16 protein-coding genes are annotated in these 16,820 nt (G+C 60.6%); 11 read left to right on the plus strand and 5 right to left on the minus strand.

Annotation, left to right across the window (positions count from 1 at the left end; all coding sequences use genetic code 11):
* Positions 1 to 33 precede the first annotated feature (33 nt).
* Entirely contained in the window at positions 34 to 1,131 is a 1,098-nt protein-coding gene (locus tag FFH21_RS24780; RefSeq protein ID WP_011169646.1) for a calcium:proton antiporter, read from the minus strand.
* 245 nt (positions 1,132 to 1,376) lie between these two features.
* On the opposite strand from FFH21_RS24780, the gene FFH21_RS24785 reads away from it, so the two are divergent.
* The 7 genes from FFH21_RS24785 to FFH21_RS24815 all read left to right on the plus strand — a co-directional run bounded on the left by FFH21_RS24785 (position 1,377) and on the right by FFH21_RS24815 (position 8,499).
* Entirely contained in the window at positions 1,377 to 2,297 is a 921-nt protein-coding gene (locus tag FFH21_RS24785; protein WP_011169647.1) for a Fe(3+) dicitrate ABC transporter substrate-binding protein FecB, read from the plus strand.
* Entirely contained in the window at positions 2,298 to 3,287 is a 990-nt protein-coding gene (gene fecC, locus FFH21_RS24790) for an iron-dicitrate ABC transporter permease FecC (protein ID WP_041924654.1), read from the plus strand.
* Entirely contained in the window at positions 3,284 to 4,252 is a 969-nt protein-coding gene (locus tag FFH21_RS24795) for an iron ABC transporter permease (RefSeq protein ID WP_011169649.1), read from the plus strand. Before fecC ends, FFH21_RS24795 begins: the two co-directional genes overlap by 4 nt.
* Positions 4,253 to 4,256: 4 nt before the next feature.
* Positions 4,257 to 5,048: a Fe(3+) dicitrate ABC transporter ATP-binding protein FecE gene (gene fecE / locus FFH21_RS24800; protein WP_011169650.1), complete on the plus strand. Its 792-nt coding sequence runs from the start codon at positions 4,257 to 4,259 to the stop codon at positions 5,046 to 5,048.
* 283 nt (positions 5,049 to 5,331) lie between these two features.
* Positions 5,332 to 6,426 (plus strand): BMP family ABC transporter substrate-binding protein, encoded by a 1,095-nt coding sequence (locus FFH21_RS24805; RefSeq protein ID WP_011169651.1) that lies wholly within the window; start codon positions 5,332 to 5,334, stop codon positions 6,424 to 6,426.
* A 75-nt stretch (positions 6,427 to 6,501) separates the two neighbouring features.
* Positions 6,502 to 7,467: a 2-oxoglutarate and iron-dependent oxygenase domain-containing protein gene (locus tag FFH21_RS24810; protein WP_011169652.1), complete on the plus strand. Its 966-nt coding sequence runs from the start codon at positions 6,502 to 6,504 to the stop codon at positions 7,465 to 7,467.
* A 78-nt stretch (positions 7,468 to 7,545) separates the two neighbouring features.
* Positions 7,546 to 8,499, plus strand: coding sequence for an adenosine deaminase (locus FFH21_RS24815; protein ID WP_011169653.1), 954 nt, complete (start codon positions 7,546 to 7,548; stop codon positions 8,497 to 8,499).
* A gap of 261 nt (positions 8,500 to 8,760) precedes the next feature.
* Here FFH21_RS24815 and FFH21_RS24820 read toward each other — a convergent pair whose 3' ends face one another.
* On the minus strand, positions 8,761 to 9,453 hold the full coding sequence (locus FFH21_RS24820) for a helix-turn-helix transcriptional regulator (protein WP_011169654.1): 693 nt from the start codon (positions 9,451 to 9,453) through the stop codon (positions 8,761 to 8,763).
* Positions 9,454 to 9,893: 440 nt separating this feature from the next.
* A complete protein-coding gene (locus FFH21_RS24825; RefSeq protein ID WP_002555526.1) occupies positions 9,894 to 10,817 on the minus strand; it encodes a LysR family transcriptional regulator in 924 nt (307 codons plus the stop codon).
* Between the two features lie 112 nt (positions 10,818 to 10,929).
* On the opposite strand from FFH21_RS24825, the gene FFH21_RS24830 reads away from it, so the two are divergent.
* A complete protein-coding gene (locus FFH21_RS24830; protein ID WP_011169655.1) occupies positions 10,930 to 11,943 on the plus strand; it encodes a zinc-binding alcohol dehydrogenase family protein in 1,014 nt (337 codons plus the stop codon).
* A 54-nt stretch (positions 11,944 to 11,997) separates the two neighbouring features.
* Here the strand turns inward: FFH21_RS24830 and FFH21_RS24835 are convergent, their stop codons facing one another.
* Positions 11,998 to 13,194: a multidrug effflux MFS transporter gene (locus FFH21_RS24835; RefSeq protein WP_011169656.1), complete on the minus strand. Its 1,197-nt coding sequence runs from the start codon at positions 13,192 to 13,194 to the stop codon at positions 11,998 to 12,000.
* 137 nt (positions 13,195 to 13,331) lie between these two features.
* Positions 13,332 to 13,529: a heavy-metal-associated domain-containing protein gene (locus tag FFH21_RS24840; protein WP_004659353.1), complete on the minus strand. Its 198-nt coding sequence runs from the start codon at positions 13,527 to 13,529 to the stop codon at positions 13,332 to 13,334.
* A gap of 146 nt (positions 13,530 to 13,675) precedes the next feature.
* Between FFH21_RS24840 and FFH21_RS24845 the strand changes: the two genes are divergently transcribed.
* The 3 genes from FFH21_RS24845 (at position 13,676) to cueR (ending at position 16,719) form a co-directional block, all read left to right on the plus strand.
* Positions 13,676 to 14,056 (plus strand): hypothetical protein, encoded by a 381-nt coding sequence (locus tag FFH21_RS24845; protein ID WP_011169657.1) that lies wholly within the window; start codon positions 13,676 to 13,678, stop codon positions 14,054 to 14,056.
* A gap of 69 nt (positions 14,057 to 14,125) precedes the next feature.
* Complete coding sequence (locus tag FFH21_RS24850) at positions 14,126 to 16,324, plus strand: cation-translocating P-type ATPase (protein WP_011169658.1); 2,199 nt, start codon at positions 14,126 to 14,128, stop codon at positions 16,322 to 16,324.
* Positions 16,321 to 16,719, plus strand: a complete 399-nt coding sequence (gene cueR, locus FFH21_RS24855) for a Cu(I)-responsive transcriptional regulator (protein WP_011169659.1) — start codon at positions 16,321 to 16,323, stop codon at positions 16,717 to 16,719. Before FFH21_RS24850 ends, cueR begins: the two co-directional genes overlap by 4 nt.
* Positions 16,720 to 16,820: the final 101 nt, after the last annotated feature.

The raw sequence follows: 16,820 nt of genomic DNA on the forward strand, positions 1-16,820 counted from the left end.
CTGCGTCCTCTTGCGACGCAGAGCGTGACATTCCTAAAGCCCCAGGCACGACAGCATGATGAACGTCGCGAACAGCACGAAGTGGGTCATGCCTTCGATGGCGTTGGTTTCGCCGTCGTTGAGGTTGATGGCGGACACCAGCAGGGTGATGAAGATCATCACGGTCTGCACCGGCGTCATGGCCATCTGAAACGGCTGGCCGCTGTAAAGCGCCATCGCTTCCATGACCGGAACCGTCAGAATCACGGTGGACAACGATGCACCCAAAGCGATGTTGACCACTGACTGCATGCGGTTGGCGAGTGCCGCGCGCAGGGCGGTCAGAATCTCCGGTGCAGCGGAAATGGCGGCCACCAGAATGGCGGTCATCACTGGCGGAGCCCCCGTCCCTTCCAGGCCCAGGTCGACCGTCTTGGACATCACTTCAGCCAGCGCGCCAATCACCACCACACCGGTGACCAATGTGACAATCGAGCGGGTCAGGTTGACCGGCTCTGCATGCTGTTCAGCCTGATCCGAGCCCTGGCGCTTTTTCTTTTCCGGGTAGCTGTAGCTGAAAAAGTAGCTGTGCGGGCCGACCTGCATGCGCAGGAACAGCGTGTAGAGCAGAATCATCGCGCCAATGGTGAACGCCGAATAGATCTTCCAGTCGCCTTTGGGGATGAACTCGGGCACCACCATCGACACGCCCATGGCGGTAAAAATCATCACGCTATAGGTGCGCGCCGAGTCATCGTTATAGGACTGCTCGCCATGCTTGATGCCGCCCATCAGCGCCGCAAGGCCAAGGATGCCGTTGATGTCGAGCATCACCGCCGAGTAAATCGTGTCTCGCACCAGCGTCGGCGATGGTTCGTTGCTCATCATGATCGCCAGAATCACCACTTCGACCAGCACCGCCGAGAGCGTGAGGATCATCGTCCCGTAGGGGTCACCGACCTTTTCCGCGAGCATCTCGGCGTGATGCGCGACGCGCATCGAGGCGCAGACGATGAAGCCGACCAGCGCCAACCCTGAAACCAGTGCGACGACCTGTCCGTTGCCCAGCAGCACATGCTCCAGCGGATAGGCGACAAACATGGCAATGATTGCCAGCAGTAGAAACTTTTCTTGCTTGAGCAAAGCGCCCATTACTTTCTCCAAACCCTTGCGACAGATCGCCGCGGATAGTCATGAACGTGTCTGTCATTGAAGCCGTTCAGAGTGCGGTGTGTGACAAAAGGTTTCAACAAATGACCCGAATGAGAACTGCACCCACACGTAAATGACTTTTGATCCCGTCGTCACGATGTGAAATAGTGCCCGCCGTTTTCCAGGCGCCTTTTCTGGCGCGTCTGTTTTTCACGATTCAGCTTCTGTTAGAAAGGACATTCGCCGTGCGTGCTTTTCGACTTCCGCATTTATTGGCTTGCGGCCTGCTCACTCTGCTGGCGAGCGCCGCCCAGGCCGCACCTATCGACATCGATGACGGCCAACACAAAGTTCACCTGCCTGCCCCCCCCAAGCGCGTGGTGGTGCTGGAGTTTTCGTTTCTCGACGGACTGGCTTCGGTCGGTGTGACGCCGGTCGGTGCCGCCGACGATGGCGATGCCAACCGCGTACTGCCCAAGGTGCGCAAGGCGGTAGGCGAATGGCAGTCCGTGGGGCTGCGCTCGCAGCCCAATATAGAAGTGATCGCGCGGCTCAAGCCGGACCTGATCATTGCCGACCTCGGCCGCCATCAGGCGCTTTACAACGATCTGGCCAGTCTGGCACCGACATTGATGCTGCCGTCGCGCGGCGAGGATTATCAGGGCAGTCTGAAATCTGCCGAGCTGATTGGCGTGGCGCTCGGCAAAGGCCCAGAGATGCAGGCGCGGATCGCGGAGAACCGCCAGCACCTGAAGACTGTTGCCGAGCAGATTCCGGCCAACACCAACGTGCTGTTCGGCGTCGCCCGCGAAGACAGCTTCTCGGTACATGGCCCGCACTCTTATGCGGGCAGCGTGTTGCAGGCGATCGGTCTGAAGGTCCCGGAAGTACGCAAAGACGCCGCGCCCACCGAATTCGTCAGCCTGGAGCAGTTGCTGGCATTGGACCCGAACTGGTTGCTGGTCGGTCATTATCGTCGCCCGAGCATCGTCGACAGCTGGAGCAAGCAGCCGCTGTGGCAGGTGCTTGGCGCAGTACGTAACAAGCAGGTAGCTGAAGTGGATGGCGACAGCTGGGCGCGCAATCGCGGGATCATGGCCTCCGAGCAGATCGCCGACGATGCGCTTGCCGTGCTCAAGGGCGGCAAGGCCGTGCTGAACCCGTAAATGCGCCGCTGGCTGATGGCGGGCGTGATCACCGCGACCTGCCTGGGACTGTTCTGGATGTCGCTGTTCGCCCTGTCGTCGTTCAGTATTCGTCAGGTAGATGCCTGGAACGGACTGATCACGCAGGGCCGCGAGGGCGGCAACATCGCTTACATCGTTGCGCAATTGCGCGTGCCACGCGCCTTGTGCGCGGCGCTGGTCGGTGCCTGCCTCGGCGTGGCCGGTGCCTTGATGCAGGGCATCACGCGCAACCGTCTGGCCTCCCCGTCATTGTTTGGCGTTACGGCGGGCGCGGCGCTTGGGCTGGCGCTGTTTTCCACAGGCCTGGTCGCTCTGCCCTTCCCCGGTGGTGCCCTGCTGATGACCTGCCTCGGTGGTGCGCTGGCGTGGATCACCGTGTTCAGTCTTGGCGGTGCATGGTCACCCGCCACGGCTCAAGGCCGACTGGTGCTGGCGGGTGTCGCCGTCGCCGCGCTGTGCGCCGCCTTGACCCGTCTCACTGTAATTCTTGTCGAAGCGCAGGCGCAAAGCGTCCTCAACTGGCTGGCCGGATCGCTGGCCAATGTCGGCGCGGCGCAATTGCAATTGCTCTGGCCTTGCACGCTGGTCGGTCTGGTGCTGGCGATTGCCTGTGCGCCGCGCCTGAACCTGATCAACCTCGGCGAAGACGCTGCCCGTTCACTGGGCGTGCGTATCGGTGCCTTGCGCCTGCTGGTGTTCGTGGTCAGCCTGCTGCTGGCCGGCGCCAGCGTCTGTGCGGTGGGGCCGATAGCGTTTGTCGGCCTGATCGCGCCGAACATTGCTCGCCAATGGCTGGGCAATGACTACCGCTGGTTGATCCCGATCAGCGCCGGACTGGGCGCGGCTATCGTGCTGGCTTCCGACCTGATCAGCCGCGCTGTGGCGTTCCCGGTGGAAACCCCGGCCGGCGTGGTCACTGCGTTGATTGGCGCGCCGTTCTTTCTGTTTCTGGCGAGGCGTGCGCTATGAACCAGCCCCGCCAACGGCTGTTGTTGCTGATTTTGTTGCTGGCACTGGCCGTGCTGCTGAGCCTCAGCGCGGGCACCGTCTGGCTGACGCCCGGTGCAGTGCTTGATCACCTGATCGCCCACGACAGCAAGGATTTCGAGGTCTGGAATCACCGTCTGCCACGCGGTTTGATCGCAATCATGACCGGCTGCGCCTTCGGCCTGGCGGGCGCCATTGTTCAAGGCGTGATCCGCAACCCGCTGGCCTCGCCGGAAATTCTTGGCGTAACACAGGGCGCAGGGCTGGCGTTGACCATCGCCATCATCGGCCTGCCGCAATTACCGGTGTCCGCGCTGCCGTTTGTGGCGTGTCTGGGCGGCGCGGCAGGTGCGCTGCTGCTGGCGTTGTATAACACCGGCGTGCAGTTTTCCGGCGTGCGTTTCGCGCTCTCCGGAGTGGCGATTGCGGTGACGCTGTCGAGCATCACCGAATTTCTGATTCTGTCCAACCCGCTGGATATCAATACCGCCCTGCTGGCCCTGACCGGCAGTTTGTGGAGCCGTAACTGGCACCATGTGTGGCTGGCCTCGCCGCTTCTGCTGTTGATCCCGCTCAGCTTGCTGCTGGCCAAACCGCTGAACCTGATCGGCCTGGGCGATGAAGCAGCGCAGAGCCTGGGCACCGGCCTCAAACGTACGCGCTGGCTGGCAATGGGCAGTGCCGTGCTGTTGACCAGCCTGGGCGTGGGCATCATCGGTCCGGTGAGTTTTGTCGGGCTGGTCGCGCCACACATGGCCCGCCGTCTGGTCGGCGGTCATCATCAATACCTGCTGCCCGCCTCCATGGTATTGGGCGCGTTATTGCTGGTGCTGGCCGATACGCTGGGGCGCACATTGATCGCCCCCAGCGAGATCCCCGCCGGTATTCTCACGGCGGTGATCGGCGCTCCGTATTTCCTCTGGCTGCTGGCCCGATTCAAAGGTTGATCCCATGAGTATTCTGAAGGCGCAGCAACTCGACATCGGCTATGGCGCAACGCGGATCGTGCAAGACCTGTCATTCAGCCCGCCGCCCGCGCAGGTCACGGCGCTGATCGGCCCCAACGGTTGCGGCAAATCCACACTGCTCAAAGCGTTTGCCCGAATTCTCACCCCGCAATCGGGCAGCCTCAGCCTGGACGGCAAGGCCTACAGCCAGCTCTCCGCCAAAGAGCTGGCCCGCAAGGTGGCTTTTCTGCCGCAAGTGCTGCCCATTCCGGAAGGCGTCAGTGTGCGTCAACTGGTGGCTTATGGTCGCAGCCCGCACAACAGCATGTGGGGACGCTTGAGCGGGGCCGATCAGCACAGTGTCGAGCAGGCCCTGCAACGCATGGAGTTGGAAACCCTGGCCGAACGGCCGCTGTCCGACCTTTCCGGCGGGCAGCGCCAACGAGCGTGGCTGGCGATGATCCTCGCGCAGGACGCCGCCATCGTCCTGCTCGACGAGCCCACCACGTATCTGGACATCAGCCATCAGGTCGAACTGCTGGACCTGATGCGCGAACTCAGCGCCGAAGGTAAAACCGTGATTACCGTGCTGCACGACATCAATCAGGCCTGTCGCTATGCCGACCACCTGGCGGTCATGCAGGGTGGACGTCTGGTGACCTGCGGCGCGCCGGGCGAGGTGCTGACAGCCGAGCTGGTCTGCCAGGTGTTCGATGTGCAGGTGCAGATCATGCGCGAACCCGTGGCCGGTACGCCGATGTGCATCGTCGAGCGCAGCACGCGCTGCACCAGTTAGCGGCGCAGCCCACCGCACCTGCACCTTCTCGCTGCACTACGCGTTACACACAAGTCTGTTTTAGATTCTGGCCGAAGGCCGTGGGAGCGAACTTGTTCGCGAAAGGGTCGGCATATTCTCCGAAAATGCATCGTCTGAACGACCTCCTTCGCGGACAAGTCCGCTCCTACACACGCACTATTGCTACAGGGTGAAGCACGCCAGCATCGTAAGTTGTCCTGTTGGTCAGTTATTTGCATTGTCGGGGTATGCACTCCAACAAGACCGCAAGGAGCTAGACCCGATGCACCTGACCAACCCACGTCGTCCTCTGAAAAAACTACTGTGTGCCATGGCCGCCGTTGTCGGCATTGGCTCCAGCCTGCTCGCCTCGGCAGCCGATCCGCTGAAGGTCGGATTCGTCTACATCGGCCCCATTGGCGACCACGGCTGGACCTATCAGCATGAACAGGGCCGCCAAGCGATGGTCAAGGCGCTGGGCGACAAGGTCAGCAGCAGCTATGTGGAAAACGTACCGGAAGGCGCGGACGCCGAACGGGTTATCCGCAACATGGCCAAGGGCGGTTACGACCTGATTTTCAGTACCTCGTTCGGCTACATGAACCCCACGCTGAAAGTCGCCAAGCAGTTCCCCAAGGTGAAGTTCGAGCACGCGACCGGCTATAAGCAGGACAAGAACATGGGCACGTATCTGGCCCGTACCTATGAGGGTCGTTACGTGAGCGGTTACATCGCCGCGAAAATGACCAAGACCAAGAAAATCGGTTATGTCGCTTCATTCCCGATCCCTGAAGTGCTGCGTGACATCGACGCCATCCAGCTGGCGCTGAACAAATACAATCCGGGCACCGAGATCAAAGTAGTGTGGGTCAACTCCTGGTTCGATCCGGGCAAGGAAGCCGATGCTGCCAACGCACTCATCGATCAGGGCGTTGACGTGGTCTTCCAGCACACCGACAGCCCTGCGCCGATCCAGACCGCCGAGCGTCGTGGCGTCTATGCCGTCGGCTACGCTTCGGACATGGCGCACTTCGGGCCGAAAGCGGTACTGGCTTCCATCGTCAACAACTGGGGCCCGCATTACATTCAGGCTGCCGAGGGTGCAATCGCAGGCACCTGGAAACCACAGGATTACTGGGGCGGCCTGAAAGAGGGTACGGTCGAGTTGCCGATCAGCGACGTGGTGCCTGCTGATGTGAAGGCTGAGGCGCAGAAGATCATCGCCAGCATCGAAAGCGGCGAATTCCACCCGTTCACCGGACCGATCAAGGACCAGACCGGCACCGTGAAAATTGCTGACGGTGTGGTTGCAACCAACGCCGAGCTGGCTTCGATGAACTATTACGTTGAAGGGATCAAGGCCGAACTGCCTAAATAACCGTCTGGCGTCGCGTGCCCGCTTCGGCGGGCACGCTCATCGACAGCGAATACCACATGATTTCCAGGACCTTTAATGGACCAGCTTCCCGTCATCGACATAGCCCCGCTCTACGGCACCGACCTTGAGGCCTGGCAGGATGTCGCCCGGCAGATCGACAGTGCCTGTCGGCAATGGGGCTTCTTTTACATCAAGGGCCATCCGATCAGCGCGCAACGCATCGAGCAGGTGCAATCGGCAGCCAAAGACTTTTTCGCCCGTCCGGCAGCCGAAAAGCTCATCATCGACATCACGCAAAGCACCCATCATCGCGGCTATGGTGCCATCGCCACCGAGCAACTGGACCCCAGCCTGCCGAGCGACCTGAAGGAAACCTTCGACATGGGCCTGCATCTGGATGCCAGCCATCCCGACGTGCTGGCTGGCAAACCACTGCGCGGGCCCAATCGGCACCCGGACATTCCCGGTTGGGAAGGCCTGATGGAGCAGCATTACCTGGACATGCAGGCATTGGCGCAAACCCTGCTGCGCGCCATGACCCTGGCGCTGGGCATCGAACGCGATTTCTTCGATCAGCGCTTCAAGGACCCCGTCAGCGTGCTGCGCATGATTCATTACCCACCGCGTGATACGGCGACCTCTGCCGAGCAACAAGGCGCAGGCGCGCATACCGACTATGGCTGCATCACCCTGTTGTACCAGGACACGGCGGGCGGCTTGCAGGTTCGCGACGTGCGGGGCGAATGGATCGACGCACCGCCAATTGACGGCACGTTCGTGGTCAACCTCGGCGACATGATGGCGCGCTGGAGCAACGACCGTTATCTGTCCACGCCGCACCGGGTTATCAGCCCGCTTGGCGTCGACCGCTATTCGATGCCGTTCTTCGCCGAACCGCATCCCGACACGCGCATCGAATGTTTGCCCGGTTGCCAGAGCGAAAGCCAGCCCGCGCGCTATCCTGTCACCACCTGCGCCGAGTTTCTGCTGTCGCGCTTTGCTGATACCTATGCTTACCGCCGCGATCAGGAGGCAAGTTGAACGTTCGGTCAGGTTTTACCCTGCGCAGCGACGTGCATCTGTAGAATGCCCGCGATCTGCACCTGATGAGAAAAGAATATGTACGACTGGTTGAACGCCCTGCCCAAGGCAGAACTGCACTTGCACCTCGAAGGTTCGCTGGAACCCGAGTTGCTGTTCGCCCTGGCAGAGCGCAACAAAATTGCCCTGCCGTGGAATGACGTCGAAACCCTGCGCAAGGCCTATGCCTTCAACAACCTGCAGGAATTCCTTGATTTGTATTACCGCGGTGCGGACGCTTTGCGCACAGAGCAGGATTTCTACGACCTGACCTGGGCTTACCTGCTGCGCTGCAAGGAACAGAACGTTATCCACACCGAACCGTTCTTCGATCCGCAAACCCACACTGACCGGGGCATCCCGTTTGAAGTGGTGCTGGCCGGGATTACCGGTGCGCTGAAAGACGGCAAGTCGAAGCTGGGTGTCGACAGCGGCCTGATCCTGAGTTTCCTGCGTCACCTGTCCCAGGAAGAAGCCGAAAAAACCCTCGATCAGGCGCTGCCGTTCCGTGATGCGTTCGTCGCCGTGGGTCTCGACAGTTCCGAGATGGGCCACCCGCCGAGCAAGTTCCAGCGCGTATTTGATCGCGCCCGCAGCGAGGGCTTCCTGACGGTCGCCCACGCCGGGGAAGAAGGCCCGCCGGAATACATCTGGGAAGCACTGGACCTGCTGAAAATCCAGCGCATCGACCACGGTGTACGCGCCATCGAAGACGAGCGACTGATGCAGCGCATCATCGACGAACAAATCCCGCTGACCGTCTGCCCGCTGTCCAACACCAAGCTCTGCGTGTTCGACGACATGGCCCAGCACAACATCCTCGACATGCTCGAGCGCGGCGTGAAAGTCACCGTCAACTCGGACGACCCGGCCTACTTCGGTGGCTACGTGACCGAGAACTTCCATGCGCTGTACACGCATCTGGGCATGACTGAAGATCAGGCAAAACGTCTGGCACAAAACAGCCTGGATGCACGCCTGGTAAAGCCCTAAAGAGGGATTGAGCGAGTTACATCCATCGCTGCTCATGCTCTGCGTCGCAGAGGACGCGGAGCGTCCGGAAATGCATACCAACGCGGAGCGTTGGCACGATAGTGGTGGGGCGGGCACGCACATCCATCGTTCCTAACGCTTCGCGTTGAAATGCCTTTCGCGACACTCTGCGTCGCAAGAGGACGCGGAGCGTCCGGAACTGCGTGCCGACGCGGACCGGTGGTACGTTAGTGGTGGAGCGCGCCACACCTGCCGCTCCCGTCAGGCCGCCGCCGCGATCTTGCTGATTTCCCGCTGCCCACTGGAGGAGACCTGCAAGGTGCTGGGCTCGTCGGTGGTACGCAGCCAGCCCATTTGGAAGAATAGCTGCAGCAGCCCCGCCCCCAGCGCGCCGCCCAGGTGCGGGTTGCGATCATTCCATTTCGGGCAGGCACATACCGTTTCACGCTTGCGCTGTGCCAGCGCCGGTATGTAAATACCGCGCTCGGCAAAACTGGCCACACCCTTGCTCGTGACCTCGACACGCTTCTCTTGCTGTTCTATCCAGCCCGCTTCCAGAAGACGCTGATAAAGCTCAGCGGCCATTTCGCCACCCAGATGATCGGAGCAGATTCTTGCACGGCGCAGCGGCAACGGCGGCATGGGCTGGGCAAACCTGCGGCTGATCTGTTCGGCGCTGGCCAGAGAGGCACAAGCCAGAGCTTCGACAGCGGCCCCCACTTCCGGCGCGGCGAGGCGAAAGAAACGCTTGCGACCCCGCGCCTCCTGTTTCAACAGACCGCCACTGGTCAGACGCGCCAGGTGCGCGCCGGCAGAGGAGGTCGAGAGTCCCGCCAAAATCGCCAACTCATCGGCAGGACGAGCAGTACCATCCATCAGTGCCCAGATCATTGCGCTGCGCTTGGGGTCGGCCAGCAGTGTTGCGATCTGGCTGATGCAAGGTCCGTATTCCATGTGTTCACTCCCTGTTGAAACATTCATCTATCGTGATGACTGGGTGAAAGCAATCACGCCTCGGTAGAGTTGAACGTGGTTCTTATATGAAATGACAAGTATAAACTCTATGCCCTTCGGCCCCAGTGGGCGAAAAACGATTCGTACAAACTGTTGTTGTACAACGGCCCGAAAAATCGAACGTTTCTTTCTCGCCCCATCGGCAGGAAGATCTTCCTGTCTTAACGGCGCCCCCCCCCCCTCTAGCAAAGCGGTTTCAACCATTACTTCAAAAAGACATTGAAAAAACAAGCGTAATACCCATGACAAAAACGCCAAAACCACTCAACAACAGTCAGTTTCAACTTCGCCTGAGAGTTGAAACTTTGCACCGTTGAAACACTTTAAAATATTATATTTTCCGACACTTCCGAAGGTTATTTCCTACCCGGACGTGGCTATTAAAACAACCCAACGGGTGACGGACCTACAGCCTGTTGCTTACAACGTGACCTGAGCATTTCCAGCAACAGAATGACCGGCTTGCTGAGCTGCGCCCGGTGCGCGCATAACAGGTTCAGCGGCGCTCGCTCGCCGATCAAATCTGGCATCAATACTTTCAGGTGCCCGGCCCGTACATCTGCGGCGACGTCCAACCAGGATTTGTACGCCACACCTTCGCCCGCTACTGCCCAGCGGCGCACTACATCTGCGTCGTCACTGAACCGGTTGCCGCTGACCGTCAGGCTGATTTCGCGCTTGCCGTCATTCAGCGTCCAGCGGTCATGCACGCGGTCCCCGAGCATGAACAACAGGCAGTTATGCTGCGCCAGTTGCTCAACCTGCTGCGGTTCGCCATGACGTTGCAGGTAACTCGGCGCGGCACACAACACCCGCCGGTTGTCAGGCAACACCGGCAATGCGACCAGGCTTGAATCCTCCGGCTCGCCGTAACGCAGCGCCACATCGACCGGCTGGCGGAACAGGTCGGCAATACGATCACCCAGCAACAGGCGCACGGTCAGTTGCGGGTGTTGCTGCTGAAACTCGTCAAGCCAGGGCAACAGCACGTTACGTCCCAGATCCGACGGTGCCGAGAGTTGCAACACGCCCTCACAACGGTCCTGGCTGCTGGCCAGCAGGCGCCGCCCTTCTTCCAGACTGCCCAGTGCGGCGCGGGCATACTCCAGAAACCCCTCGCCTTCGGCGGTCAGACGCAGGCTGCGGGTCGAACGTGCCAGCAAGCGCGCACCCAATTGCCGTTCAATGCGTTTGAGCGCCGCGCTGGCAACCGCCGCAGACATGTCCATCACCCGCGCCGCAGCAGAAAGACTGCCCAGGTCCGCCGCACGAACGAACAACTGCAAGTCGTCAAAGCGCAACATCAATGCCTCGTATTATCAAAATAAAATTGAAAGAGCCTGCCGTTTTAGCGGTTTTTATCTTTACTGGAAATAGCCAATGATCTCTTTATCATTTTTCCTGAAGAGGCTCGTCATGAAAGCAATCGCGTATTACCACTCGCTGCCGATCAGCGACGCACTGTCATTGCAGGACATCGAACTGCCTGAACCGGTGGCTGGCGCTCGTGATCTGCTGGTCGAGGTCAAGGCCATCTCCGTCAACCCGGTGGACACCAAAATCCGCCAGAACGTACAGCCCGAGGACGGCGCTCCGAAGGTACTGGGCTGGGATGTGGCAGGCGTCGTGAAAGCGGTGGGTAGCCAGGTCACGCTGTTCAAGCCGGGTGACAAAGTGTTCTATGCCGGCTCCCTGACCCGGCCGGGTGGCAACAGCGAACTGCATGTGGTCGACGAGCGTATTGTCGGACATATGCCGAAAACCCTGAGCTTTGCCCATGCGGCGGCGTTGCCGTTGACGGCGATCACTGCCTGGGAGCTGTTGTTCGAGCGCCTGCAGATCGCTCAGCAAAAAGGCGAAGGCTCGCACAGCCTGCTGATCGTCGGTGCAGCGGGCGGTGTAGGTTCGATCCTTACCCAGTTGGCACGTCAGCTGACCACCCTGAAAGTCATCGGCACCGCTTCCCGGCCCGAGACCGAAAGCTGGGTACGCGAACTGGGCGCACACGAGGTGCTGGACCACAGCAAACCGTTGAGCGAAGAACTGAAACGTGTCGGCCTGAATCAGGTGACCCATGTGGCCAGCCTGACCCAGACCGAACAGCATCTGGACCAACTGGTCGAGGCGCTCAAGCCACAAGGCAAGCTGGCGCTGATCGACGATCCCAAGTCACTGGATGTGTCGAAGCTCAAGCGCAAGAGCCTGTCGCTGCACTGGGAGTTCATGTACACGCGGTCGATGTTTGAAACCGAGGACATGATCGAACAGCACAACCTGCTCAACCGGGTGGCCGAGCTGATCGACGCCGGAACGCTGAAAACCACCTTTGGTGAGCACTTCGGCAGTATCAACGCAGAGAATCTGCGCCGCGCTCATGCCCTGCTGGAAAGTGGCAAGGCCAAGGGCAAGGTCGTACTGGAAGGGTTCTGAACGCGAGATGGTTGTGTCAGCGCATAGCGTGACTGACACAACCATTGCGCCGAATCAGACCGGCTTCGCCTGCGCATCCCGCGTGCCTTGCGCACGGCGTGTCAGTACCGAAAGGCCGACCGTCAGCACACCGCACAGGCTGATAACCAGCGCCATGGGTGTGGCCGTGCCGTCATGCAACAAGCCCACCAGGCTGGCGGCGATGACGGCAACACTGAATTGCAGACAACCCAGCAGCGCCGAGGCACTGCCCGCACGCGCCCACTGGCCGCTCATGGCGCAGGCTGACGCATTGGGGATGATGCACCCAAGGCTTGCCACGCAAATGAACAATGGCACCAGCAGCGGCCAAAGCGATTCTGTGCGCAGCAAGCTGATCGCCAGCAACACCAGCGCCGCGGTCAGATAGATCCAGACCGTGCGTGACAGCAAAAATGCCGGCCCCGTCTTGCGCAGCAGACGCGCATTGATCTGCGCGACCAGAATGAAACCCGCCGCGTTCATCCCGAACAGCCAGCCGTAATGCTCGGCTGGTACGCCGTACAGCTTGATGAACACGAACGGCGACCCGGCGACGTAAGCGAACATTCCGGCCATGGCAATGCCGCACGTCAGGGCATGGCCGATGAAGACGCGGTCCTGCAGCAGGTTGACGTATTGGCGAAATGCGCCACTCAACGGCTGACGAGGCGTGCTGGCGGGCATGCTTTCCGGCAGCCCCAGTGCAACCGCCGCCAGGCAGGCACCACTGAAAAGCGCCAGGCTGACAAAGATCGATTGCCAGCCAAAGGTGCTGACCAGTACTCCGCCAAGCATGGGTGCCAGAATCGGTGCCAGCCCCATGACCAGCATCAGTTGCGAAAAGACCTTGGCCGACTCGACGGCATTGCACTTGTCACTGACGATTGCCCGCGACAACACCATCCCGGCACAGCCGCCCAACGCCTGAACGAAGCGCGCACCAATCAGCCATTCAAGGCTGGGCGCAAAGGCGCAGGCTATCGAGGCGAGCATGAACAAGGTAACGCCGAACAGCAGTGGAATGCGCCGGCCGAACCGGTCAGCCACCGGACCATAGGCCAGTTGTCCCAGGGAAAGCCCGAGAAAGTAAGCCGCGAGGGTCAACTGAATATGTTTTTCGTCGGTCCCGAAATACGAGGCCATGGCCGGAAAGCCAGGAAGATAGAAGTCGATGGCCAGAGGGCCGAAGGCACTCAATGAGCCAAGAATAAGGATTGTGCGTAGATTCATCGGGTGTCCATTAACGGGTGCAGGGCAACGGGTTAGTCTAACCGGCTTACCTTGCAGAGAACGAAGGACAGGGTAATTAATTCAAAACTTTTCAAAGTTTACAGACAGGGAGACCGCTCCGGTCTCCCTGACCCGCGTCATGCAGGCTGCGCCTGATAACCCTCTTCGCTGATCAACCTGACGATCTGCTCGGGTGAAAGACTGCTTTGCACCTTCACCTGCTTGCTGGCCAGTTCAACCTGAACATCAGCGCCTGGGTCGTCATTCTTGATCGCCTGAGTCACCGCACGAACACAGTGCCCGCAGGTCATGCCTTGAACATTGAATAACTGCATGGTGTCACTCCCTCATTGATGGATAGCGAGCATCTTCAACCTTGTCATGATGGCAAGGTCAAGTTTCTGTTATCGCTGCCGGGCTGGTATTCGTGCTGATCGTGAGCCAAGCTGACTCATCAACGTTTACATCAGGAGTATCAGCGATGCGCTGGTCAACAGTGAGCCTCTTCAGCATTCTCGGTTTCTTGGCTATCGCACCCGCCACTCAGGCCGATCAGGATTACGGCATCCTGATCATTTCCCGAGAGCGCCTGGAAGTCGCGACCTCCTGTGAGATCGGCATCTATGTGCAGGACCGTCTGGCCGGGAGACTTTTTCAGGAGGACTCGGTGTCTTTCAACCTGCCTCCCGGTGAAGTGTCGATAAGACTGAGCACCCTGCGTGGCACCGTGGTGGGCTGCGAACCGGGAATGGAAGCGCCGCGCAGTACCAAGATCCAGCTACGCTCGGGCGATATCCTCAAATACCGTATCGCCGCGGACCTGAACGGCATGTACCTCAAGAAAGCCGACCTCAACTATTGATTCGCGCTTGACCTTGCCCATGTGGCAAGGTTGATCCTTGCAGGTATCCAGCCTCAGGGAGTGATTCACATGCAACAAACCACCACCTTCGACCTGCCGATCAGCGGCATGACCTGCGCCAGTTGTGCGGGTCGGGTCGAGCGTGCTCTGGCCAAAGTGCCGGGGGTCAACAGTGTGACGGTCAACCTGGCCAATGAACGCGCCCATGTAGACACCGCAGCCCAGACCGATCCGCAAACCCTGATCGACGCCGTCAGCCGTGCCGGTTACAGCGCGACGCTGGTTGAGGATCGCCACGCCGAAGCTGACCAGAAAGCACGCCACCTGCACAACGAACGATGGGCCCTGCTGTTGGCCATCGCGCTGGCACTGCCGTTGATCGCGCCAATGTTACTGACGCCGCTGGGCGTGCACTGGATGCTGCCCGCCTGGGCGCAATTCGCGCTGGCGACACCGGTGCAATTCGTTCTGGGCGCGCGTTTTTATCTGGCTGCCTGGAAAGCCGTGCGCGCCGGCGCAGGCAATATGGACCTGCTGGTCGCCATCGGCACCAGCGCGGGCTACGGCTTGAGCGTCTATCAATGGCTGAGTGCTGCACCCGGCACAACGCCGCATCTGTATTTCGAAGCATCGGCGGTGGTCATCGCGCTGGTGCTATTGGGTAAATACCTGGAAAGCCGCGCCAAGCATCAGACCGCCAGCGCCATTCGTGCCCTTGAGGCTCTACGCCCGGAGCGCGCGCTGCGCGTGGTCGACGGCGTCGAACAGGACGTCGCGATCAGCTCACTGCAGCTTGGCGATGAGGTGCTGGTCAAACCTGGCGAACGGTTTCCGGTGGACGGCGAAGTGGTCGAAGGCAGCAGCCATGCCGATGAAGCACTGATTACCGGTGAAAGCCTGCCGGTGGCCAAGCAGCCGGGTGACAAGGTCACGGGGGGTGCCATCAACGGCGAAGGCCAGATGCTGGTGAGAACCACTGCGCTGGGCGCGGAAACAGTTCTGGCGCGCATCATTCGGCTGGTCGAAGACGCTCAGGCGGGCAAGGCCCCGATCCAGAAACTGGTGGATAAAGTCAGCCAGGTGTTTGTGCCCTCTGTCCTGGGGATTGCCTTTTTCACGCTGGCAGGCTGGCTGCTGGCTGGAGCCACGCTTGAAGTGGCGCTGATCAATGCGGTCGCCGTATTGGTGATTGCCTGCCCCTGCTCTCTGGGCCTTGCGACACCTACAGCGATCATGGCCGGAACCGGCGTGGCGGCGCGCTACGGCATTCTGATCAAGGATGCAGAGGCACTGGAGCGCGCCCACGCGGTGGATGCCGTGGTATTCGACAAGACCGGCACGCTGACCGCAGGCACGCCGCGCATCACCAACATGAGTGCGGTGTCGGGCAATGAAGAACACCTGTTGCAACTGGCGGGCGCACTGCAACGCGGCAGTGAACACCCGTTGGCCCGGGCGGTGCTCGATGTGTGTCATGAATGGCAACTCAAGCTCGATGCAGCCGAAAACAGCCATGCCCTCAGCGGCCGGGGGATAGCGGGCACCGTTCAGGGCCGGGAGCTGGCGCTGGGCAATCGACGCCTGCTGGATGAAAGCGGCCTGCCCATCGGCGAACTGGCCGAATCTGCGCGTATCTGGGAAGCCGAAGGGCGAACGCTGTCCTGGCTGATCGAGCAGGCCCCGGAGCCGAAGGTCATCGGCATGTTTGCCTTTGGTGACACACTCAAGCCCGGAACGGATCAGGCGATCAGGGCGCTGAACGCACGCGGCATTACCAGCCATCTGCTGACCGGCGATAACCGTGGCAGCGCTCAAGTAGTCGCCAAGGCCTTGGGGATACACGATGTACATGCCGAAGTGCTGCCTGCCGACAAGGCGGCCACCGTCACCCAGCTGAAAAACCATCATGTGGTTGCCATGGTCGGTGACGGCATCAACGATGCACCGGCGCTGGCGGCTGCGGATGTGGGAATTGCGATGGGCGGCGGAACGGACGTCGCGATGCATGCAGCGGGCATCACCCTGATGCGCGGCGACCCGCGACTGGTGCCGGCGGCGCTGGACATCAGCCGGCGAACCTACGCAAAGATCCGCCAGAACCTGTTCTGGGCATTTGTCTACAACCTGATTGGCATTCCCCTCGCGGCGCTGGGCTACCTCAACCCGGTACTGGCTGGCGCGGCCATGGCGCTGTCCAGTGTCAGCGTGGTGAGCAATGCGCTGCTGCTGAAAACCTGGAAACCCCGTGATCTGGAGGACACGCCATGAACATCGGTCAGGCGGCGAAAAGCAGTGGCTTGAGTGCGAAGATGATCCGCTACTACGAATCCATCGGCCTGCTGCAAGCGGCGCATCGCAGCGACAGTGGCTATCGCCTGTACAGCGCCGACGATTTACACACGCTGGCGTTCATCAAACGCTCGAGAGACCTGGGGTTCTCGCTGGAGGAAGTCGGCAAACTGCTGACCCTCTGGCAAGACCGCCAACGCGCCAGCGCCGACGTCAAGGCGCTGGCCCGTCAGCACATCGTGCAGTTGAATCAGAAGATCGAGGAACTGGCGAGCCTGCGCGATACGCTTCAGGAACTGGTAGAGCACTGCCACGGCGACGACCGCCCGGACTGCCCGATCCTCAAGGACCTAGCGTCGGGAGTGGGTTGCTAGCCACCACCTACGTTAGAGCTAGTCCAACACGCCCGGCTCGCTCCCACAGGGGTCTTACTGCATCACTCGGCGGTGCGCCTGCACACGCACTCCCGTGGGAG

It is taken from the genome of Pseudomonas sp. KBS0707, assembly GCF_005937945.2.
In the GTDB taxonomy this organism is placed as follows: Bacteria; Pseudomonadota; Gammaproteobacteria; order Pseudomonadales; family Pseudomonadaceae; genus Aquipseudomonas; species Aquipseudomonas amygdali.